This is a genomic window from Oribacterium sp. oral taxon 078 str. F0263, from assembly GCF_000469565.1.
Lineage (GTDB): Bacteria > Bacillota > Clostridia > Lachnospirales > Lachnospiraceae > Oribacterium.
Genome location: NZ_KI273099.1, coordinates 1 through 22,635, shown reverse-complemented (window position 1 = coordinate 22,635; position 22,635 = coordinate 1). Strand labels below are relative to the sequence as shown.

Sequence of the window (22,635 nt, the reverse complement as noted above, 5' to 3'; positions counted from 1 at the left end):
TAAAAGGGGAAAATGATGAAAACGAAAGGAAAAAAGAGATGGGAGGCAATCTGGGAGCTCCTTCGGAAACCGAAGCGGGCTTTCTCGATCGTGCTTTCCGCTTCTATGATCGCCGGAGGACTGCAGGTGGCGATGCCGACAATCACCGCTCAGGCCGCAGGACTGGATAACCACCCGGAATACTACAATGTAAACAATAACGGCGGAAAGAGAACCGCCTGGCAGTTTCCGGCGGCGGTTTCCGGCGGCGGTAGCGTCGGGGACGAATTCGACCTGCACGGTATCGTAAAGCCGGGGCAGTACGGAAATGGGAAGAACTGGGACGCCAGCAGCATCACCAACAACGATAATTCCTTTAAGAACGGAGAGACGGTACAGGTCACGACAGCCTATGGCTACGGCCATACGCCGAATGATGGACGTTTCTGCGTCTTCTACCGCCAGCTCGACTCGGGGAATGCCGCAAAAAATGCCGCGAAGAATGACGCGTACTGGCAAGGATCCAGCGCGGGCTCCGCGCAGATGCCTCTGCCGGGCAACGGGGTCGCACAGAATCTTGGAAACCTGGGCGTACGGGCTCGTTTCACTCTCCATCCCAGCGCGGATGGAAATATGATCCTTGCAGATTACACTCTGCAGGAGATCAACGGAGACTACCATACGATCCAGATCGGAACGGACGGCGATACCTATGTAGGGCAGGACGGCGCGGTGGCCGGAGCCAGTGCCGCGGATACCGCGAATGTCACAAACGTACATGATAAAATCATCCACATGGTGAATGTGGGAACCGGCGCTAAGACCGGCACACAGGCGCCGACCTATCAGGTTTTTGATATTATCACGACGGATGAGGGCTACGGCCTGGGAATCACAGGGGTGGATAATTTCTGGTCAGGAGAATTCCACACCTCCAGCTACAGGAAGCAGAATAATCGTCGTTACGGTGGAAAGGGGCATAGCGAGAGCGGAGTTACCGACTCCGTATTTGCCTATTCCTGGAATATCTATCTGCAGCCCTACCAGCAGATCACAAAGAGGGTTGCGTTTTCCGCGCAGGCGGCTTCCTATTATGTCAATGACAGCGTCGGAAGCGACAGCAATGCCGGAACCTTTGATCATCCCTTTAAGACGATCCAGCACGCGATCGATAAGATCGGGGCGGGAAATATCGGCTATATCTATTTGCAGACGGATATCCCGCAGCCCTCGACGATCTCGATCTCAGATCGGGTGGTTTCGCTCCAGTCTACGGATTATAAGCAGGATGGGACTTATGTCCAACCGTATGGCGATACGCATGAGCTGAAGTTCACGGGAACTGCCGGGCATCTTATGGATGTGAGTGGCAGCGGATCTCTGAACCTCTCTGATCTTAAGGTGAACGGGACCAATGCGAAGGATACCGCGATTGAAGTGACTGGCGGAACGCTGGCCGTCACGTCCGGTGTCACTCTTACTGGCTCCTCCAGTTCTGTGGATGGTAAGGGAAGTGCACTCAATCTTACCGGAGGCAACACAGAGATCCTCACCGCCGGAAAAGAAGTTACGATTCAGGCCGGCGGAGCCGTGAAGAAGAGCGGACTCGTGAATGTGGAAGCGGACCTCACGATCGGCGGCGAGAAGGATATCAAGATCACCGGGGCAAAGGATGCCGGAAATAATGACAGAAATGTCTATCTCCATGATGGACAGCAGATCAAGGTAAACGGACAGCTTACCGGAACGATCGGCGTCACGACGGAGAAGCTTCCGGCTGCCCATGTCAGCGGGGGCTATTCGGCGCAGCAGCAGTTGGTTGTAGCAGTGCCGACGAACAGTGGGAATACGGTTCCTACCACCCCGTTCAAGTCGGATCTTGCTCTCCTGGATGTTGCGCATGGGGAAGCCCCGGTTTCTGCGGAGAACGTAGTCTTCCGCAGAGAGGGAAACAAGATTACCTATAACTTCGTGGATGAGAGCGGGAAGAAGCTCCTCACCACGGGCGGGGGACAACCTGTCAGCGCGATTCCGACGACGACTCTGGATGGAAATGGGATTGCGGGTGTTTGGGACGGAGACAGCGCAAGCTTCTCCACACAGGCGACGAAGTCGGCGAAGGTTAAGATCGCCGCGCCTCCCGCAAACATCACAGCCGGAGCTTCTGTAAAGGCAGCCACCTGGACGGTGGGGACACAGCTTCCCTATGTCTTTAGCAGCGCGACAGTTGACGGCGCCACCTGGGCTCCCGCAGCGAATGGCGAGATCGGAGCGACGCCCGTCGATATGCCGAATGCCGATGTGATTATCACCTACACCTATAAGGTGAAGGATGTCACAGTGAACTTCGACTTAAATGGCGGGAACGTGAATGGCAATACCGCGCCGGTCGCTCTGACCGGAAAGGCGGGAAGCGCAATCGTCGGTGTGCCTCTCCCCAGCAGATCGGATGGAAAGATCTTCCGCGGCTGGGCGACGACCGCTTCGGCGACAGCTCCTGATGTATTTACGACCCCTGGCATTCAGAATTTCCCGAATGCCGATGTAACCTACTATGCGGTCTTTACGCTGGATACTACGACCCAGAGGCAGTTCAACGTTGATTATCAGAACGCGAACGGCTCGATCATCTTCCGGACACTGGCTCCGGCGGCGAACGGCCCCTACGGCACTCCGATTCTGGTCGGACCCTACCACGCGAGGGGATATGAGCTGAACCTGGCCTCGACGAAGGCGAGTGTCCTTCCGAGCACATTGAAGCAGACGGCGACCGCCATAGCGAATGGCGGAGACGGCTTCGACGGCTCAAACAACTTCCACTCCACGCTGGAGGGGACGGACGGTTCGATGCACTTCATCTATAATGTGAGCACGGACCCCAGCCAGAAATCGAAGTTCTATGTCCATTACAAGAGCGATACCGGTGTGACGATCAAGGCGGATACCGTGACGGATCACTTCCCGGAGGAGTCTCTGAATGTGACGGCACCCACGATCTTCGGCTATGACTTCCAAAACGGAGAGAAGCAGTGGGGCTTTGGCCACACGCAGACGCCGCCGACGGGAGTTCCGAACTCTGTCGTGGACGACTATGACGGATCACCTATCACCCCGGCGACGGACCTCTACTCGGACAGCCAGGGAAGCTTTACCGGGAACAGCTTTACCGGAACGATAGGGAACCGGGATACGCACATTGTCTTTATCTATAAGTCAAACGGCATGGCGGCTCCGTTTATCACGAGCTTCCTGGATAAGGGAACCGTAGACCGGAACCTGAGAAACTTCAGGGATCCGATCAATGAGACGCCGGCGCCCTTCACCGCACTCAATAAGTCCGCGGCGGGCGACTACCATATGCCGTACTACGGCTACAACCTGGATGTCGGAAACTCCAATGTAGATCCGTCGGTGACGACAGATGCTACTCCGCCGGTCACGAATTCGATCGCGGCGAACGGGGACTTCACCGGCATGATGCCGCAGGGAGAGCTGGATCTGAACTATCGCTTCGATCGGGATCTCTCGAAGTGGTCCCACATTATCTTTAAGCCGGGAGCACACGGAAGCCTGAACAATCAGCCGAACGATGACAGCAATCCTACGGCGCCGGGCTATGTATCTCCGGATGTGACCTCCGCGGGCGGAAATGACTTCAAGGTCGACGTCCTCGGAAATGACGGCAGCCACCAGGCAGAGGCCTACAGCATTCAGGTCATGAAGGACAAGCACCTCATCCCGAACGCGGTGGCGGACCACCTCTATCTCTTTGAGGGATGGTTCCGGGATACAAACGGAGACGGCATCCGTCAGGCGGGCGAAGCCCTGCTTCCGGACAGTGAGGTCTTCGCGAGCGGCGCGACAGAGACGCTCACCGCTTCCTTCATCGAGGATCCGGCGCACTGGGGCGATATCCAGTTCGTCGCGGATGCTCATGGAAGCCTGAACGCGGGCGATCCCACGAGCGCGCATGTCAATGACGAGCAGCAGTGGTCGACCGTTTCCGTGCCGGGCGTTACGCCGGAGCCAAACTACCTGCACCACGGCTGGTTCCTGAACGGACACAAGATGGAGGCGACCGATACCGTAAAGCCGGGCGAGACCTACCATGCACAGTTCGGAAAGGATCCGATCCCCTGGGGCATCCCGTCTCAGGCGCCGAATGCAAGCGGCCACATCAATAACAGCAACAACGGAAAGGGACAGATCCGCGTCCACGATACGGATCAGAACTACAATTACGTGATCACCGATCCCGCTACGGGAGAGATTATCGCGGTACAGCCGGGCAGTCCCACGAGGGAAAACTACTTCGAGAACCTCTACCCGGAGCACCACTACGATGTCTATGAGGTCGACCGTTCTCAGCCGACCCCGAAGCCGGGAGACAACATCTCCTCCGTGACGCCGAGAGGCGGCCCGACAGATGTGCTCATCCCCGCGATAGAGACAAACTACGTCGTAAACTACGATGAGGACAACGATGGAAAGACCGTCCTCGTCATCAATCCGGCGGACCCGGATTCCGACTATGCGGTTATCGACCCGGATACCGGAAACGCCGTGGTTACTCCTGAGTGCGGATCAGACGGCTGGCAGACGCCGTCCGGCTCGAATCCGTCGAAGGCGACCTTCTCCGGACTGGAGATCAACAAGAAGTACATCGTGGTTGCGCGCCCGAAGGGCAGCAGCCTGACACCGCAGCAGCAGATGCCCGACGGCTCGGAGATCATTACGGATCCGGCCGGAGATCTGCAGGTTCCGAAGTTCATCGTCGAGACGAAGAGAGGAACCGTGGAGAGCGTCAACGGAAACGCGGTTGGAACGAACCGCTTCACCGAGGCGCATGAGGGCGAGACCGTGGTGCTCAGCCCGCAGAGCACAACCGGCTTCCTTTACTGGAAGGTAATCGCGGGAACGATTCCGGGCGTATCCGGACACATCACAGATCAGAATTACAGCTTTACCATGCCGAAGTCGAATGTCGTGCTGGCGGCCTACTACACGCCTTCCGTCGCGTCCCCGAGTAATGTCGAGGTGACGGATGAAGTCAAGGGCGGCGCGGTCGGTGAGTTCGCCCACGATCCGGACGAGGATGCCGCTTTGCAGAATCAGTTCCGGACGAACGCGGACGAGGTTCTCATGAATATAAACGGCGCGGACGTCGAGTACCGCATCGTCTATAAGAAGGGACATCCGAAGCGGGAAGAGAATGAGATCATCAAGAACGACAATCCCTACAATATGCATGAAAAGGCATATACGGGAGCCTGGTCTCTGAATATCGACCTCGACCGCTATGTCAACGGCAGAAAGGTGAACTACCCGCTCTACAATCCGCCGGGAAGCCACACCTATGACAGCCGCTATACCTCTCAGAGCTTCAAGACGATCATCCAGCTCGATAAGGACGACGTCGACCAGATGGATTATCAGCTCTACGAGGTGGACGACAGCAGCGGAACCGTCGTTGCGACGCCGATTGCGATGTCTGACGATCCGGAGCAGACGGCGGGGCTCTTCAGCTTCGACGCCCATGTCGGGAAGCGCTATGTGATGGCCTACAGCAGGGCTTATCATGTGACCTTCACAAACGATCACGACAAGCAGGTTGTGGACTACAAGGTAAGAAGGGGCGAGCTCGCCGCGGATTACCCGGAGTGGGCCACAGTCAATGTGCCGACAGAGCATTACACCGATGACGACGGCTATGAGTGGACCTATAAGGGCTGGAGCAAGAGCCGTGACAGCCTGAAGAAGTTTGATCCTGCGAAGGACGAAATCCGGAAGAGGACCTTTGCCTACGCCTTCTATAAGAGCAACAAGGAGGAGAGAGACAGAGAGTACAACCGATTCAAGGAGCTTCTGGACGATGCACTTCGCCTGGCGGACGACTACTTCCTGAAGAGAAAGGAAGCGGGAGTCATCAAGGATGCGATCGCAGAGGCGCAGGCGCTTCTCTATCGCCGTCCGGGTCCCACGATCGGAGAGCTGATCGAGGCCTTTGGAAAGCTGAAAAAGGTATACGATCACTATCAGGATGACGTTCTGGTTCCGCGCTATGAGGACTACGGTTCCCGCACGAGAGACGGCGGCCAGCACGGCGGCTCGTCTGCGGGCGGCGGCGGAAGAGGAGCCGGAGTGACCGGCAACAGCTTCCGGCAGCCGGCGGAGAAGAACTACATCGTTGGAACGAACGGAGTCTGGGAGCTCGTGGATGAGGCCGGTCACAAGTGGGCCTTCGTCTTAAACGGCGGCATCCGTCTGCAGAGCACCTGGGCCAAGCTGGAGTACACCTACGATCAGCGTTCGAAGAACGGCTGGTATCACTTCAATTCGAAGGGACTGATGGATTACGGCTGGTTCCGGGACGAGAAGCTTAACTGGTACTACTGCAACACGATCCACGACGGCTGGTTCGGAAAGATGAAGACCGGCTGGCACTATGATACGGTCGACAAGCACTGGTACTATCTGGATACGGAGACGGGCATGATGTTCGTTGGCTGGCATCTGATCGATGGGAAGTGGTACTACTTCAACGAGAAGAAGGCGACGCCGGCGATCACCTACCGCTTCGATGAGGGGATCGACCAGTGGGTCTTCATGGAGGTGTCGACGAAGCCGCTCGGCTCGATGTATGTCTCTGAGCAGACTCCGGACGGCTACCATGTAGATGCAAACGGGGCATACGTACAGTAAGCACCGACATGATCTTGATACCGGGCGGGGAAGCCCGCCCGGTATAAGGAGAAGAAGATGAAACAGAAAACAAATCGAAGAAGGCTCAGGAGAGCTCTCTCGGGGGTGCTGACGGGGGCGATGCTGCTCTCCCAGCTCTCCCTGGGAACGGCTCTTGCAGCCAGCGTGGAGGCGCCGGACCAGGTGGCGGATTATCTCGGTCCTCTGGGAATATCCGGCAACTATGATCTGAACCATCCGCTCAATCTGGGTCAGGACTCCGCGATCTTTTTGGATACGGGCTATGGGCCGGCCGTGGGAGGCAGCTATACATATGGAAGTCATGTCACTGCATCGGAGGTTGATACCACCCTGCCGACCGGCTATAGGGCGATCGGAACTCTGATCAAGGGCAAGGCGGGAGATCGGCTGAGTGATCCCAACACGATCAATGGAGGAACCGCCGGAACAGAGACGATGAATCCTCCGGGGATTTCACTCCCGAAGCTTCCTTGGAACACCGGCAATGCTCCTGCTTGGGACGGTATGAAGTTCCAGGCCTGGCAGAAGCTCTCAATCTCGAAGAATACCCTGTCGACGGTGACGAGCTATGAGGTTCCGGTCTTCCCCTATCAGCCCCTGGAGGTTTACCGGGCGGTCTGGATGGGAGACAGTGCTCATAAGAAGCATCTGAAGGTAGTGCACTTCTTTGACAAGGATGGCACTGCCTCGGGAAGCTTTGAGAATGCTGCGAGCGGAGCGGAGCCTGCAAATATGCACCGCTTTGCTTTCTCGGATGTAGAGCAGATTCCTAAGCAGGACCACATCTCGAAGGAAGCGCTCACTCCTCCGGGCTATGAGCTGGATTCCATTATCCTTAAGAACAACAAATTTGTGAGGCCGGACGGTGCGACGGAGATCGACGAAGGTATCGTTGAGCCAAGTCCCCAGACCGATCCGAAGTCGGTCGATGGACCGATGCCGAACCGGGATGCGGCGATCGGCTTTAAGTACAAGAGAAACTCGCAGACCTTTACCCTGACGGCGCGCTACCGCCTGGATGACGGCTCCACTCTCGCAGACGGGGGAAATGTCGCGACTCCAATCGCAGACAGTCAGGTCACCGGAAAGGCTCCGGATGAAGAGGTGGATATCCCGCTGGCCGATGAGAGCCATTTCCTGGTAGACGGCTCCGGGAATAAGCAGTATCTCTTTGATCATATCGATACCGCACCGGCACAGAATGACAGTGGACTCGTCTTCCCCGGCTCCTTTAACGCCAATAAGTGGAAGATGGGAAACCAGAATGTCATCATCAACTGCGTTTACAAGGTGAATCCCGCGTTCAAGGCGAATGTCAGGATCAAATACCTTGTGAAGAATGCGGATGGAACGACGGAGCCGGTTCCGAATGCGGCGGGAAGCGGGACGCTTGCGGACGATCTGAAGGATCTCACGCCGGGCGTGGAGACAGAGGTGACGCTTCCCAATGTCCCTGAGGGATATAAGACTGGAACGATCTCGGATGTCGCGGTTGATACCAGTTCGAACCCGGCGTCCTACCACTTCAACTCAGCTTACTTTAGTGATGCCGGAAGCTCTGTCCCCCCGCTTGCTCCTGCTAAGTTGAAGATCAATCCGACGGTGCACGGCGGAATACTCACGGTCTACTACACGCCGGATACTTCTTCCGCTTCCTTTGTGAAGGTAAAGCTCTTTGTGCATCCGGGCGGAAGCAGTGCGAGCATCTCCGGAAACCAGGAGAAGAATTTCCCGAAAAGCAGCTCCATGACGATGCGGAAGCTCCTCTCTGAGGTGAGCGGCGTCGCGGAGGGCGCAGTGGAGAGCGGACTGATCACGATGTCCTCCACGGATGCTCCCTACTATGAGCTGAAGGGCTGGTTCCCGGCCACAAGCTCCGGCGCATTGGCACCGAGCGCTGCTCAGATTGCGATGGACACTTCCATTAGCTTTACCTCCTCTGATACGGAGAAAGACTACGTCGCAGAGGTTGTAAAGAAGCAGAGCGCCTGGCTCGATATCGAGTTCAAGAAGGGAAGCGGAGACGGAAGTATCTCTGCTAGTAGACTCTCCTATAAGGGGAACAACCAGCTCCCGGCCTATGACGCGGCGGGTGTCACTACGACGACGCTCTCGAATCTTCTTAGTGGTATCGCGGTCGCCGCAAACAATGGCTACAGCATGGCGGAGAGCAGGGGCGCAGGCTGGTTCAACAGCGCTGGAGTTCAGGTTGCGCACTATGACGACAGCAATGTGCTGCATATCGATGCCACAGACGCGATCACGGCTTCCGATACCTTTACCTTTAACTTTGCTCCGAACATCGTCGACGACGGCTATAATCATACGCCGTCCGCGGTCGGAAAGCTGGATTCCTCCACGGGAACCGGCACGATCACGGTGCAGGCTCCGAACGCGAAGCGCGCCTATGTCGTTGTGGATGAGAACGGAAATGTCGTGGACAACAAGAGCGGAACTGCGCTCAGCAGCGGAGATTTCACCGGCCTTACCCCGGGCTCTCCCTACAAGGTCTACGAGGTCCCGAGCTCGGAGCTCCACAACTATGACACGCACGGTGTCCCCTATGTCGACACGCTGGTACATCCGGCGCCGCCCTGCGACGTCACGATCCCCGCGATCGGCACAAACTTCAACACCAGCGACGGGGCGGACAATACGAGAACCCTGGTCGTGAACCCGACGGCTCCGAATACCGAGTATGCGCTGGTCGATGAGAACGGCCGCGTGGTCCCGGTGGACGGCTCCTCGGACGGCTTCATCAATCCGAACGGCGGTCCCGCGACCTTCCGGAACCTGGATCCCAACACGAACTACACCGTTGTGGCACGCCCGGTCGGCTCCAGTGACCCGGCGACAAACCGTGTTCCTTATGGAACCAATGTGAACACCGGAAATCTCTCGAGCGGTACAACCACAGGCACCCTCTATGATCTCTATGTCGAGGATCCCGGAAAGGTGACCTCCTATACGAGAGGCGGGAATACCGTAACCGTCACGACGGTAGAGTATCAGCACATTCGGCTTCAGGCGGGCGATCAGGTCATGATCAACGCGGCGAGCACGAATAGTATCGGAAAGTCATTTAAGAACTGGAACATCCTTCTCGGAAATCCCGGAAACTTCACGGGTACGAGGTCTTCGAGCTTCACGATGCCGGGAGAGACGGTGCGTCTGGCTCCGGTCTATGAGACCCCGGCGCTTGCGACATCCTCTACTCTTCCGAACATACCGGGGAATCCTACCCCGCCGGTGGGAATGTTCAATGTCGACTTCGGCCCGAAGAACGGGGAATTCGGCGTATCGAGCAAGTCCCTCCAGGATCTCCTGCAGGGAGACCTGATCACAACGGACGATCTGAACGATATTCAGAACCTGACAGATAAGATCAACTACAGCATTCTTTTGGAGAAGAAGGCGGGACCGAACGCTGCCATGAAGCCGCTGGTCGAGGGCGCTGTCACAGACAGCAATAACCTCGAGTATGCCTGGGCGATGCGGGTTCGTCTTCGGAGAACCAGAGTGCCGGGCTCCAGCCGCGATGTGACAGCGGAGCGGAAGAACCTCGTGATCGGAACGGTATACGGGGCGATCCCGGCGAACCTCCTCGCAAACGGCGCGAGCAATCTCGAGCTGGTCGAGGTGGATGCGGACGACAATGTGAACAATCTGACGACGGCCGGTCTTTCGATCGACCCGGCGACCGGACAGGTGGAGATCCCGAATGCGAAGGTCGGAGCGACCTATGTCCTGACCTATAAGAGGTCCTACTCGGTCACGATTGCGAATGCCTCGGGGGACAGCGCAGACGCTCCGGGACTTCCGCAGACCATCAACGATGTGGCAAGAGGCGAGGCGCTCTCCATGAGCAATGCCTTCAACGCTCTCCTGGCCGCTTCGATTCCGGAGAAGCTCGACAATGAGCGCTACATCCGGAAGGGCTTCTCGAAGTCCGCGACGAGCTATCAGGCCTATGAGCTTTCGAATCCGCTCAACGGTGAGAAGACGCTCTATGTCTGGTACGAGGAGAATCCGGACTGGAACAAGGCGCACGCAGATCTGAAGGGCGGAATCGACAAGGCACAGGATCTCCTGAACGGCGGCAAGCTCACGGCAGATCAGCAGGCACAGCTTCAGGATGCCTTAAACGATGCCCTTGCTGTATTCAACAAGAATAATCCTTCTGCGACGATCGCAGAGCAGGAGGCGGCACTGGCCCGTCTGAAGGCACTGATCGACTCCTTCACGGGAGGCGGCGGCGTGACACCCGGACCGAACCCGAATACTCCGGATCGCCATCGCGGCGGCGGTGGCGGCGGTGGCGGTGGCGGCGGATCCTATTCCGGAGGAAGCCGTATCAAAGCTAATGCCATCCAGGACAATAACGCTTACCGCGTGGGAATCGACGGAGACTGGATCAACATCGACCCGGCAAACCACAAGTGGGAGTTCCAGCTCAAGAACAAGACTCTCCTCAGAGGGACCTGGGCGAACCTCTCCTACACCTTTGACGGGAAGACGGTGGTCTACCGTTATCACTTCGCGGATGACGCGATCATGGATTCCGGCTGGTTCAAGGACGTCGACGGGACTTGGTACTTCCTCTGCACGACGCACGACGGCTGGTTCGGAAGAGCGATGATGGGCTGGCACCATGACGAGAGCGACGGAAGATGGTATTATCTGAATACCGTGACCGGCGCGATGCAGATCAACTGGCAGTTCGTCAACGGGAGATGGTACTTCCTGAACCCGAATACTCCGCGCACGACTTGGAGCTACGACCACAATCTGCAGAAGTGGGTCTACAGCAATCCGGAGAATGCACGTCCCTACGGTTCTCTCTACATGGGAGAGCGCACACCGGACAACCACGATGTTGACCGCGACGGCGCTTGGATCCAGATGAGACCGTAAAGGAAAGATCCAACGGATGGATTGCTCCGCCTCAGGCGGGGCAGACAAAAGCCCGAATCTCCGCCCGGCCTTTCAAACAGAAGGCAGGGCGGATGGGGCTAAAGAGAGAGGGGAGCGGCAAATGCCGTTCCTCTTTTTCTGTCCTTGAAAAAGCGGAAATAGGACAAGCACCGATGAAAGCTGCTTGTGAAAATGTATAGAATATAGTAGGGTGTAGGTAAGCGGAGGGCCTGGATCAGATTAAAAGAGAAGAAGGGTGGGAATGAAACAGAGAGAGGATGGGAAAGCATTTCTCACGGAGGAGGAGCTTCGGCAGAGAGCGCTGGAGGGGCTCACGATCATGGACGATCTTTTCATGAGGAATGTCCTGGAAGACGAGCGCTGTACGGAATTTATCCTGCGGGTAATTCTGGAGAAGAAGGAGCTTAAGCTGGTAGAGCAGAAGATCCAGAAGGACTATAAGAACATGCAGGGGCGCTCTGCGATCATGGACTGCGTCGCGAGAGACAGCAGGGGAAGGCTCTACGATATCGAAATTCAGGGAGACCGGGAGGGAGCATCCCCGAAGCGTGCGAGGTATTACAGCGGACTTTTGGATATGCATTCACTGAAGGCCGGAGAGGATTTTCAAAAGCTGAGGGAGAGTTATGTGATCTTCATCACGAGAAGCGACGTCCTCGGTCATGAGCTTCCAATCTATCATATCGAGAGGATCATCCAGGAGCGGAACGCGGAGTTTGGGGACGGGACTCACATCATTTATGTGAATTCGAAGATTCAGGACGATACGGAGCTTGGGAAACTGATGCATGATCTGCATTGTAAAAAGGCTTCGGAGATGCACAGTGAGGTGCTGGCGAGACGAGTCTGTGAACTGAAGGAGACTGAGAAAGGAGTCAGGCGTATGTGCAGGGAACTGGAAGAGCTGATGGTGACAGCGGAAGAACGAGGCATGCAAAAAGGCATGAAAAAGGGCAGGCAGGAAGGCATGCGGGAAGGCAGGCAGGAAGGCATACGGGAAGGCAGACAGGAAGGCATACAGGAGGGAGTCGCCGAGACCAAGAGGGAGATGGCGAGGTCACTTCGGGATGAGGGGATGTCGACGGAGCGCATCGCGAGGATTATGAAGGAGAAGCTGGAGAGGATCCGGGAATGGCTGGAAGAAGCGCCCGCTGCACCGGCCGGAAATTAAAAGAACATCCGGATCGATCGCGGGCAGGGATTTGCATTCCGTGTCTGAGGCTTTGCAGCCCGCTTTCTATGTCCTGCATCCAGATACTCTAAGCTGAGGCTCGAAACTGCTTGTGATATCGCATAGGATATAGTACTCTATCAGGGATAGAGAGGAGGGCAGAAATGTCGTCCTGCTCGCTCTGAGTCGTTATCATGAGATAGAAAGGGACTTCGCAATGTCCGCTGTCTGGAAAAGATCGGTCGCGTTTTTCAGCAGCATTATGCGGGCGGAGGGGTGAAACATGAATGGAATCTTCCGGGAAGCGCAGATGGAGCTGCTTCTGTCCTGAGCATGGGGGTGTTATGAGAAGAAAAACGATAATTTTTATCCTTGCGGCAGCGCTGCTTTCTATGCTGCTTTTGTCCTGCGGCGGGAAGGGGGGCTCCACGAAGCTGACAGAGCTCAGCGTGGAGGAGCTCACCGACTTTGTAAAGACGCACGGAAACTATGGCTCGGAGACGCCGAAGGCGGAAGACGGCAAGGTGGGCAGCGAGGAGAGCGGTTGCTGGGCAAGCTACGAGACAAAGAAGGGGAAGATCATAAGTGTCACGCTGCACGGCAATGAGGCAAAGCTGGGAGCGCAGAAGCTCGCCGCATACTTCATGGAGAGCGTGAATCTCCTGAAGGCCGGTCCCGATGCCGAGATGGGGGATATGCAGCTCCTCATGGAGGATCTTCTGAAGCGCACGGTGGAGGGAAGCTATCTCGTGGATCAGCATCACTACCTGCTGAACTGCAACGAGGATGAGAAGACACTGACGATCGACCTCATGGAGGACGGTAAGGGCTCACACTGACTGAGGAATTGATCGAAGGATCGAAAAATCAAAGACTCAAGGGATCAAAAACAGCGCCGATATCTGCATTCTGACTTTGCGGGTATCGGCGCTGCCTTGTTTTGATTCTTGGGGCCTTTGAAAGCCTGTATTGCTTTGTGTTAGCGCGTTATTATTCTCTGCCTCATGCGTGTTTGCATTTCCCCTCCGCCTTACTTCGGCGGCTGTGTCTCGAGCCAGAGGGATGATGGTTATGTATCTTCAGCGCCCTGCTGCCCTCAGCCTTCCTTCGGAGGCCGTGTCTCGAGCCAGAGGGATGTTTTCACTCCCAACGCTCTGCTGCCCTCTGTCTTTCTTCAGCGGCCGCGTCTCTTTCCGCTGCTCCTGCTGTCGTGCTCTGTGGCATCGAGATTTCGGGATACGGTCAGCTCCTGATTGTCGATATGCTCCTTCATCAGCGCCTTCGCCCGGATGATATCCCGGATGCGGATGGCCTCGAGGATCTTTTCGTGCTCACTGATGAGTGTTCCGCGCTGCGCCTCATCCTTGATATACTCGAGACGGTACCGGTACATCTGCTCCCGCAGATTATTGATCATCTGGATCAGGCGTTTGTTTCCGGTCGCTTTGTAGATGATGTCGTGATAGGCTTCGTCTGCCTCGGCGATCTGCATTTCTGTGCCGGATTCCACAACCTTTTTGAAATGGTCCTCGGCGGCGCGGAGGCTCCGGAGCTCTTCCTCCGTGATCCGCTGGCAGGCGAGATCGGTCGCAAGCTCCTCGAGTGCGCCGCGAACCTCCAGGACATCCTGCAGGGCCTGATGAGAGATTTTAGCGACTTCGGCACCGCGGCGGGGAATCATCAGAACAAGACCCTCCAGCTCCAGCTTTCGGATCGCCTCCCGGATCGGTGTCCGGGATACTCCGAGCTTTTCCGCGAGCTGGATCTCCATAAGCCGCTCCCCGGGCTTCAGCTCCCCCTTCAGGATCGCCTGTCGGAGCGTATTGAAAACCAGATCCCTGAGGGGAAGATATTCATTCATATTCACGGTAAAATCACTCATACAACCTCCTGCTGTATTTTTGCCATGCGGCCCTTCCTTCCCTTCGCCGCTTTCGGAAACCAGGGCTCCGTCAGGAATGCCTGCCTTGCAAGCTTCCGCCCCTCTCCGAAGCGGAAATCCCGGCGGCAGCGCTCCGCGGCACTTTTCTCCGAAAAGAGCCCGAAGACGGACGGACCGGAGCCGGACATCAGAGTGCCGAGGGCACCGAGGGAGAGCATTCTTTCCTTGATGGACCGGATTTCCGGGTGCTCCCGGCAGCTCACGGTCTCCAGAATATTTCCCATATTCTTTGACAGGGCCGGGATCTCTCCCGCATTAAGAGCGGAAATGACGGCATCCACGTCGGGATGAGCGCTCCTTGGGAGACGGCCCACATGGAGATTTTCGTAGACGAAACGCGTGGAGATGGAGAAGGCCGGCTTTGCGATCACGATCCAGCAGGGCGGCATCCCGGGGAGGGGATTCAGCCTTTCCCCGATTCCCTCTGAGAGCGCTGCGCCGCGCATGAGACAGAAGGGGACATCCGCTCCGAGCCGAAGCCCCCGTTTTCGGAGCTCCTCCCGGCTCAGGCCGAGGGAAAAGAGGCGGTTCATCCCATCCAATACTGCGGCCGCGTCGCTGGAGCCGCCCGCCATACCGGCGGAGACCGGGATGATCTTCTGGAGCCTCATCCGAACGCCGCCTTCCAGCCCGAACTCATCGATCAGGAGCTTTGCAGCCCGGAACATAAGATTATTCTCATTTACGGGAAGAAAGCTCAGATTGGTGTGGATGTCGATGCCGGGCTCCTTTTTCGGGAAAAGATCGATCCGGTCATGAAGCTGAATGGTCTGCATGACCATCCGGACTTCATGGTAGCCGTCCTCACGCTGCCGGAGAACATCCAAAGACAGGTTGATCTTTGCATAGGCCTGAAGCTTCAGCCCGTCTGTGACAATGTCCATGCCTCTCCCCGCTTCTCTCCTCCGGATGCTTATGCCATATTTGATGTCAATGCCGCTCTGTCATCAATACCAATGCACCCTACGGCATCGGAAATATAAGCCAAGATAAGCTGAAAATAGATGAAACAGAAGCTTTGCGCGCGCAATGCTTCCAGCTTTTCACATCCTGTATACAATACAAAGCGAATTTTAAACGATTTCTTGCATTTTTGCAAGTACAAAGCGGAAATGATCACAGAATAGACATGGAAAAGTCGTAAGGAATATAAACAGAAATATGTGGTATGATGATTCCGGCAGAGGCCGAATTTCGTTTTACGGAGGATCATATGATAAGAAAAGAGATGAGATGGACAGCGGCCTGCATGAGTACGGCGCTTCTTTTTTCCGCGCTTTCCACGGCGGCGTATGCCGCGCCGCGCCGCAAGGTCTTCGCGGACAATGTTTCGGAAAGCCCGCATCAGACCTCCTTTGAGAGGGAGAGGAGCGCGGAGGAGTGGGCGAAGCTGAGAGACAACCGGATCGAGTGGGATGAGATTCAGACTCTGGTTCACGAGTATAATCCCACGATCGCGAGCATGTGGATCTCCTTCCGGCAGAACGATCACCGCGGAGCCTATCATATCGACTACGAGAAGGCGGAGCAGAAGATCGAGGATGCCTATCAGAAGGCCATGGAAGCCGCGGATGGAAATGAGGTCGCGGAGGCGCTGGCGGAGATGCGCTACCAGAGCGATTCCTCCCGCTCCGATGTGGACAGCAATGCCCAGAGCTCCGATCGGGAGGCGGCGAAGCTTCAGATCGAGCAGTCTGAGCTCACGACGACAGAGACGATCCGGAAGTCGATCCTGTCCATGTACAGCTCGAGGGCCAAGGCGGAGACGGCGAAGACAAATATCGATCAGGAGAGTGCGAACTACGATGCGGCTGTGCGGAAGCTCAACGCGGGGCAGGGGACGAATCTCGACGTCCTGAATGCGAAGGAGGCGAGAGAGAAGGCGCAGCTTTCCCTCTCTCAGGAGAATGCCTCTGTGGAAAAGAATACAGAGCTCATCCGCGTAGATCTCGGATGGCGCTATAACGATGAGCCTGAGCTCCCGGAGGCTCCGATCCCCGGGGAGGAGCAGCTCAACGCGCTGGATCTCCAGGCGGATACGGAGACCGCGCTGAAGGAAAATTATCCAATCCGCATCACGGAGCGAAAGCTTGCGGTTTCTCAGACGGAGACTCAGCTTGCGAGTCTGAATACGACGCTCCAGAACCAGAAGGAGTCTGTGCGCGCCGATATGATCTCGCGCTATCAGGCCGTGAAGCAGGCTCGGACAGGCCTTGAGCAGGCTCGTCTTCAGAGCTCGAACCTCCAGGCCGCGCAGAGCAGCGCGGAGCGCGCCTATTCGGTCGGAAGCAAGAGCCGGAGGGAGATGGAGACCGCGAAGAACCAGGCGGAGAGCGCAAAGCGCTCGGAGCGGATCGCGGAGCTCAGCCTCGCGGAAGCGTATTATGACTATCTGGCCGGGAAGCAGGGGCTTGCGAAGGCGGGAGGAAGCCAGTAAACATCCGGCTCGGACTTCTGCGCTTTTTCTTCGCTGCATCCGCAGCTCAGAGACTCGGCTTCGCCCGGGAGGCATCAGCCGATCTCCCTCAGAGGGATCCACAGGGATGCCTGCCGCTCTGCCGTTTATATCCGCCTGGGCACAGGCCGTCTGCCGCCCCGGCGCTTAGCGATTTGGTTCTGTAAATCGCTTACGCGCCGTTGGCTGCGGCAGTCGGAGCGAGAGCGCCCTTTGCCGGGTGGGTAAAACGGCAGAAAAAGCGGCAGCCCTTCGGAAGGCATAAGAAACATTATACAGGAGGAGAACGAATGAAGAAATGGAGACGAAGGGGCGCTCTGTGCGCCGGAGCGGCGCTCTTCCTTTCCTGTCTCGCGCTTTCGCAGACGGGCGCGGCGCTTGCGGAGGAGAGCTCCTGGAATCTGGAGGACAATACGATTGAGTTCTATGAGGTCCCGGCGCTGACGGAAAAGTACAGCGGCATCGCGAAGCTGGAGCAGGCCGTGATGGAAAGCAGTACCGCCGGGATGAGCGCAGTGGACAATGCGGTGGACGCGCAGAGGAAGGATATCGTCGCGGAGCTCAATGATGAGATTTCGGAGCTCAAGGCGCAGAGGACGGAGAGCCGGGATGAGTCGCTCAGAAACAGTCTCTCCGCCAGGATCCGGGAGATGGAAAGAGTCCGGGACAGCAGGAAGCTGGTGGGCGGACTGGATCAGAGTCTGGGCGCGGTGAGCGAGGCGCTCTCGCAGCTTCGCAGTACGAAGGACTCCGTGGCACAGGCACGGAGGAGTGCGCAGACCGCTGTGAAGGCGAATTTCTATACCGGGAAGAAGCTTCTGGAAAATGGGATGCAGGAGCAGTTTTTCAGCGTGAAAAAGCAGGAGCTCGCGCGCTCTTTGCAGGAGCAGAGAGTGGCGCTCTATCAGGCGGAGTACGAGAAGACGGAGAAGAAAAAGGCGCTGGGTCAGGCGACAGAGCAGGAGCTGCAGAGCGCGCTTGTCGAGCTGAACGGCGCGAAGGCGGATCTTCAGACTGCGGAGAACGGCCTTTCGAGTCTTCGCCGCGCGGTCGGGGTTTCCCTGGGCTGGAAGCCGGAGAACTGCGGGGGGGTTTCCTTCGGGGATACTCCGGATTACCCCAGAAATTATATGGACAGCAGGAATCTCGAGGCAGACACGAAGAGTGCCCTGCAGCAGAACAAGGAATTCGGGGATGCGCAGAGGATCGCGGACAAGGATTTCACGACCTGGGACAAGAGGGAGATCAGTATCGCGGAGACGGAGCAGAGAGTCCGCGCTGCGGTGAGGGAGCTTTCCCGGAATACCAGGGAGAAGGCGGCCGCCTGGGAGGCGTCGGAGACGACGGCGGAGATCGCGAAGGCGCAGGCCGAGAAGGCGGAACATCTCGCAGCAGTGGGTATGAGCAGCCGCCAGGACACGGCGAAGCTGAAGCTCGCCGCACTCCAGAAGGAGAGCGAGGCGAAGACCGCGAAGCTCGATTACGAGCAGTCGATCTATGATTACGAGCAGGCTGTCACGAAGGGAGTTATGGAGATCTAGGAGACGCTGCCGCCGCTGACTTCGACAATGACTTATAATAATTTCGATCGGGATATTTTCGTCTGAGATATTTTCGTCTGAGGACAGAGGCGGAGAAGGGGGAGAGGAAGAAAGGCCATGGCAGGAAAAGCGAATAAGGCGCCGGTCAGTGCGATTACGGCGATCACGGATCACGAGGAGAAGCTGAAGGCACTGGATGTCGCGCTGACAAAGATCGAGAAGGACTTCGGGAAGGGCTCCGTCATGAAGCTCGGCGAGTCCCGTGTCAACAAGGACATCGAGACGGTGCCCACCGGGGCGCTTTCTCTGGACATCGCGCTCGGAGCAGGGGGATTTCCGCGGGGGAGGATCATCGAGATTTATGGTCCGGAGTCCTCGGGGAAGACGACTCTCGCGCTCCATGCGGTCGCAGAGGTACAGAAGCGCGGAGGGATCGCGGGCTTTGTCGATGCGGAGCATGCGCTCGATCCCCGCTATGCGAAGGAGATCGGCGTGGACATCGACAATCTCTATATCTCGCAGCCGGATTCCGGCGAGCAGGCGCTGGAGATCGCGGAGACCATGATTCGCTCCGGCGCGATCGACATCCTGGTCGTCGACTCTGTGGCGGCGCTGGTTCCGAAGGCGGAGATCGACGGCGAGATGGGAGACAGCCATGTGGGACTGCAGGCCCGTCTCATGTCACAGGCGCTCCGGAAGCTGACCTCTATCATCTCCCGCTCGAACGCGATCCTCATTTTCATCAATCAGCTTCGTGAGAAGGTGGGAGTGATGTTCGGAAGCCCGGAGACCACGACGGGCGGCCGCGCGCTGAAGTTCTATGCGACGATCCGCATCGACATCAGAAAGGGAGAGCCGATCAAAAGTGCCAGCGGAGAGCCCTCCGGGAATCGGGTGAAGGTGAAGGTCGTGAAGAACAAGATCGCGCCGCCCTTCAAGCAGTGCGAGTTTGATATCAGCTTCGGGAGCGGCATCTCGAGAGAAGGCGATGTGCTGGATCTTGCGGTCAATGAGGATATCGTCGATAAGAGCGGAGCCTGGTTCGCCTATGAAGGGGAGAAGATCGGTCAGGGCCGGGAGAATGCGAAGGAGTATCTGAAGAAGAATCCCCGGGTGATGGCGGAGATCGAGGGGAAGGTCCGGGAGAAGTTCGGACTGAAACCGGATCCCTACGAGGCTGCCGCCGCAGCGGTCCCGGATCCCGCGGATTCGGAGAAGAGCGATGCGGGACAATAAGCCGGGGGCGGAGGGGAGTCCTTCTTCAGAAAGAGAAGGCCTCCTCCGGCGCTGCAGGGAGCGCTGCCTCTATCTCATCACGGATTCGGAGAAGTCGGAGCGGAGGATACGGGAGAAGCTTGTCCGCTCCGGGAAGTATCCGGAGGACATCATAGAGGAGGCGATCACCTTCCTGAAGGAATACGGCTACCTCGATGATCTTCGCTATGCGAAGAGGATGATCCAGAGCTATGCGGGGAAGAAGTCCCTCCGGGAGATTGAGCAGAAGCTCTTTCAGAGAGGGGTTCCCCGGGAGGAGATCCGGCTCGCCGAGGAGGAGCTTCGGGAGGAGGAGGCTCTTTCCGAGCGGGAAGAGGAGGCGCTTCTCCTTCAGATCCGAAAGCGCTGCGAAGATCCCCGCAGCCTGGATCCCAGGGAAAAGCAGAAGCTCTGCGCCTCCCTCTGTCGGAAGGGCTTTTCCTATGAGAGAGTCAGAGCGGCTCTCTGCGCGGAGGAGATCTGGGACCCGGACCCATGAGCGGAGCAAAGAACAAAGAATGCAGAAGAAATGTTTGCTGCAGGGCTTGACAGAGGAAACTAAATTGTGTACAATGCAGTTGCGCAAAGGAAATGAAGGATCCTCGGCGCCGAATAATAAATGCACAGAATTTAGATTCCGGCAGAGCCGGTGGACGCGTCCGGGAGAGCGGCGGTGAGCGAAATCGCCTCCCGGGCGCCGGTCAGTAAAGGAGGATAGCTTTCATGGCAGCAGAAAAGCTTAGAGGAAGCGATTTTGAGGCAAAGGTTTTACGTTCGGATCTCCCGGTTTTGGTGGATTTCTGGGCGGATTGGTGCGGGCCCTGCAAGATGCTCTCTCCCGTTGTATCTGAGATTGCGGCGGAGGCGAAGGACTTTAAGGTATATGCTGTAAATGTCGATGAGGAGCCGGAGCTTGCGAGCCGCTACGGCATCCGCTCCATCCCGAGTCTTTTGGTCTTTAAGGACGGAGAGATCGCGAAGCAGTCCGTGGGCGTCATTCCCAAGGAGCAGATTCTCGAGCTCTTGAAGTAAGAGCCGGAGGCAGGGAGAGGAAAGACCATGTTGGATATTATCATTGTCGGAGCGGGGACGGCGGGATTATCCGCGGCGATTTACGGACTCAGGGCCGGGAAATCCGTGCTCCTTTTCGACGGGAGCTCCTACGGGGGGCAGATCGTCAATACGCCGGATATCGAGAATTATCCGGGAATTAAGCATATCTCCGGCTATGACTTCGCGACAGGACTCTATCAGCAGGCGAAGGATCTCGGAGCGGAGCTTCGCATCGAGAAAGTGCTTTCGATCGAGGATCTGGGGCAGACGAAAAAGGTCAGGACAACGGGCGGAGAGTACGAGGCGAGGGCTGTGATCCTCGCGACGGGGGCCAGGAACCGCGAGCTCGGCCTTCCGAATGAGAAGGCTCTCGTCGGAAGAGGGCTGTCCTACTGCGCGACCTGCGACGGGATGTTCTTCCGAAACCGTATTGTCGCGGTGAACGGCGGAGGAAACACCGCAGTGGAGGACGCGTTCTTTCTTTCGAATTACGTGAAGAAGGTCTATCTGATCCACAGGAGGGATGGCTTCCGCGCGGCGGAGAAGGATCTGGAACGTCTGAGGAAGAGGGAGAATGTGGAGTTCATCCTGAATACCACGATCTCCGCTCTCAAAGAGAATGAGGGCGGACTCTCAGCCTTGGAATTAAAGGATAAGGAGGGGGCGGAGAGAGAGCTTCCGGTGGATGGACTCTTCGTTGCCATCGGGCAGAGCCCGGACAACGCGGCCTTCTCCTCCTTGGTGGAGCTGGATGAGAAGGGCTATATTGTGGCCGGGGAGGACTGCCTCACCAAGACAGCCGGGATCTTTGCCGCGGGAGACGGCAGGACGAAGGCAGTGAGACAGCTTGCCACAGCGGCGGCGGATGGGGCAGTTGCGGCACTTGCGGCGGCTTCCTACCTCGATGCAGAACCCCGCTGAAACCGGAATTTCTGCCGTCTGCCGCGCCTTTTGGTGCGGCGGGCGGCGGTTTTCTGCGCTTCCCCGGAAGAGAAGCTTAGAAGGGAGTGACGATGTCGGATTATGATGCTTTGAAGCTGGAAAATCAGCTCTGTTTTCCGCTCTACGCCTGCGCAAAGGAGATTACAAGGCGCTATAAGCCCTTCCTCGACCGGATCGGCCTGACCTATACCCAGTACATCACGATGATGGTACTCTGGGAGAAGGGAGAGCTGAGCGTCAAGGAGCTGGGAGAGAGCCTCTATCTCGACTCGGGCACTCTGACGCCGCTTTTAAAGCGCCTGGAACAAAAGGGACTTCTCACAAGAAAGCGCTCCGAGCGGGACGAGCGCTCCCTGGAGGTCCGAATCACGAAAGAGGGGACGAAGCTCCGGGACCTCGCACTCACAATACCGAGGGATATGGGAGACTGCATAAAGCTCACGAGAGAGGAGTTTCGGACACTCTACTCACTGCTCTATAAAACCCTCTACAGCATCGAAAAATCAATGGAGGACTAAAGAATTTGGCCCCGCAGACAGCGCCCTGCCAATGGAATCAAGTTGACAGGACTTTTTTATTTTTATAAAATGATTCCAGCGTCTTAACGTCTCACGACCGCGACGTGTGTACACGGGAGCGG

General features: G+C 57.0%; 13 protein-coding genes. 11 read left to right on the top strand and 2 right to left on the bottom strand.

Annotated features, from left to right (window positions below):
* Positions 1-12: 12 nt before the first annotated feature.
* The 4 genes from HMPREF1986_RS03325 (at position 13) to HMPREF1986_RS03310 (ending at position 13,647) form a co-directional block, all read left to right on the top strand.
* Entirely contained in the window at positions 13-6,681 is a 6,669-nt protein-coding gene (locus tag HMPREF1986_RS03325; RefSeq protein ID WP_021773349.1) for a hypothetical protein, read from the top strand.
* Positions 6,682-6,738: 57 nt separating this feature from the next.
* On the top strand, positions 6,739-11,616 hold the full coding sequence (locus HMPREF1986_RS03320) for an N-acetylmuramoyl-L-alanine amidase family protein (RefSeq protein ID WP_021773348.1): 4,878 nt from the start codon (positions 6,739-6,741) through the stop codon (positions 11,614-11,616).
* 262 nt (positions 11,617-11,878) lie between these two features.
* Complete coding sequence (locus HMPREF1986_RS03315; RefSeq protein ID WP_021773346.1) at positions 11,879-12,808, top strand: Rpn family recombination-promoting nuclease/putative transposase; 930 nt, start codon at positions 11,879-11,881, stop codon at positions 12,806-12,808.
* Positions 12,809-13,152: 344 nt separating this feature from the next.
* Complete coding sequence (locus tag HMPREF1986_RS03310; protein ID WP_021773345.1) at positions 13,153-13,647, top strand: hypothetical protein; 495 nt, start codon at positions 13,153-13,155, stop codon at positions 13,645-13,647.
* A gap of 335 nt (positions 13,648-13,982) precedes the next feature.
* On the opposite strand, the gene HMPREF1986_RS03305 is transcribed toward HMPREF1986_RS03310, so the two are convergent.
* Positions 13,983-14,690: a GntR family transcriptional regulator gene (locus tag HMPREF1986_RS03305; protein ID WP_009213673.1), complete on the bottom strand. Its 708-nt coding sequence runs from the start codon at positions 14,688-14,690 to the stop codon at positions 13,983-13,985.
* Entirely contained in the window at positions 14,687-15,634 is a 948-nt protein-coding gene (gene ispE / locus HMPREF1986_RS03300; protein WP_021773344.1) for a 4-(cytidine 5'-diphospho)-2-C-methyl-D-erythritol kinase, read from the bottom strand. The genes HMPREF1986_RS03305 and ispE overlap by 4 nt, the downstream gene beginning before the upstream one ends.
* A gap of 329 nt (positions 15,635-15,963) precedes the next feature.
* Between ispE and HMPREF1986_RS03295 the strand changes: the two genes are divergently transcribed.
* From HMPREF1986_RS03295 to HMPREF1986_RS03265, 7 genes are all read left to right on the top strand, one after another.
* The gene (locus tag HMPREF1986_RS03295; RefSeq protein ID WP_036599178.1) at positions 15,964-17,187 is read left to right on the top strand and encodes a TolC family protein; all 1,224 of its coding nucleotides are present in this window, start codon (positions 15,964-15,966) and stop codon (positions 17,185-17,187) included.
* Positions 17,188-17,495: 308 nt separating this feature from the next.
* Entirely contained in the window at positions 17,496-18,746 is a 1,251-nt protein-coding gene (locus HMPREF1986_RS03290) for a hypothetical protein (protein ID WP_021773340.1), read from the top strand.
* Between the two features lie 117 nt (positions 18,747-18,863).
* On the top strand, positions 18,864-19,982 hold the full coding sequence (recA, locus tag HMPREF1986_RS03285; RefSeq protein ID WP_009213678.1) for a recombinase RecA: 1,119 nt from the start codon (positions 18,864-18,866) through the stop codon (positions 19,980-19,982).
* Positions 19,969-20,499: a regulatory protein RecX gene (locus HMPREF1986_RS03280; protein WP_021773339.1), complete on the top strand. Its 531-nt coding sequence runs from the start codon at positions 19,969-19,971 to the stop codon at positions 20,497-20,499. The genes recA and HMPREF1986_RS03280 overlap by 14 nt, the downstream gene beginning before the upstream one ends.
* A 224-nt stretch (positions 20,500-20,723) precedes the next feature.
* Positions 20,724-21,032: a thioredoxin gene (trxA, locus tag HMPREF1986_RS03275; protein ID WP_021773338.1), complete on the top strand. Its 309-nt coding sequence runs from the start codon at positions 20,724-20,726 to the stop codon at positions 21,030-21,032.
* Between the two features lie 27 nt (positions 21,033-21,059).
* A complete protein-coding gene (locus HMPREF1986_RS03270; RefSeq protein WP_021773337.1) occupies positions 21,060-21,974 on the top strand; it encodes an NAD(P)/FAD-dependent oxidoreductase in 915 nt (304 codons plus the stop codon).
* 92 nt (positions 21,975-22,066) lie between these two features.
* Positions 22,067-22,513, top strand: coding sequence for a MarR family winged helix-turn-helix transcriptional regulator (locus HMPREF1986_RS03265; protein ID WP_021773335.1), 447 nt, complete (start codon positions 22,067-22,069; stop codon positions 22,511-22,513).
* Positions 22,514-22,635: the final 122 nt, after the last annotated feature.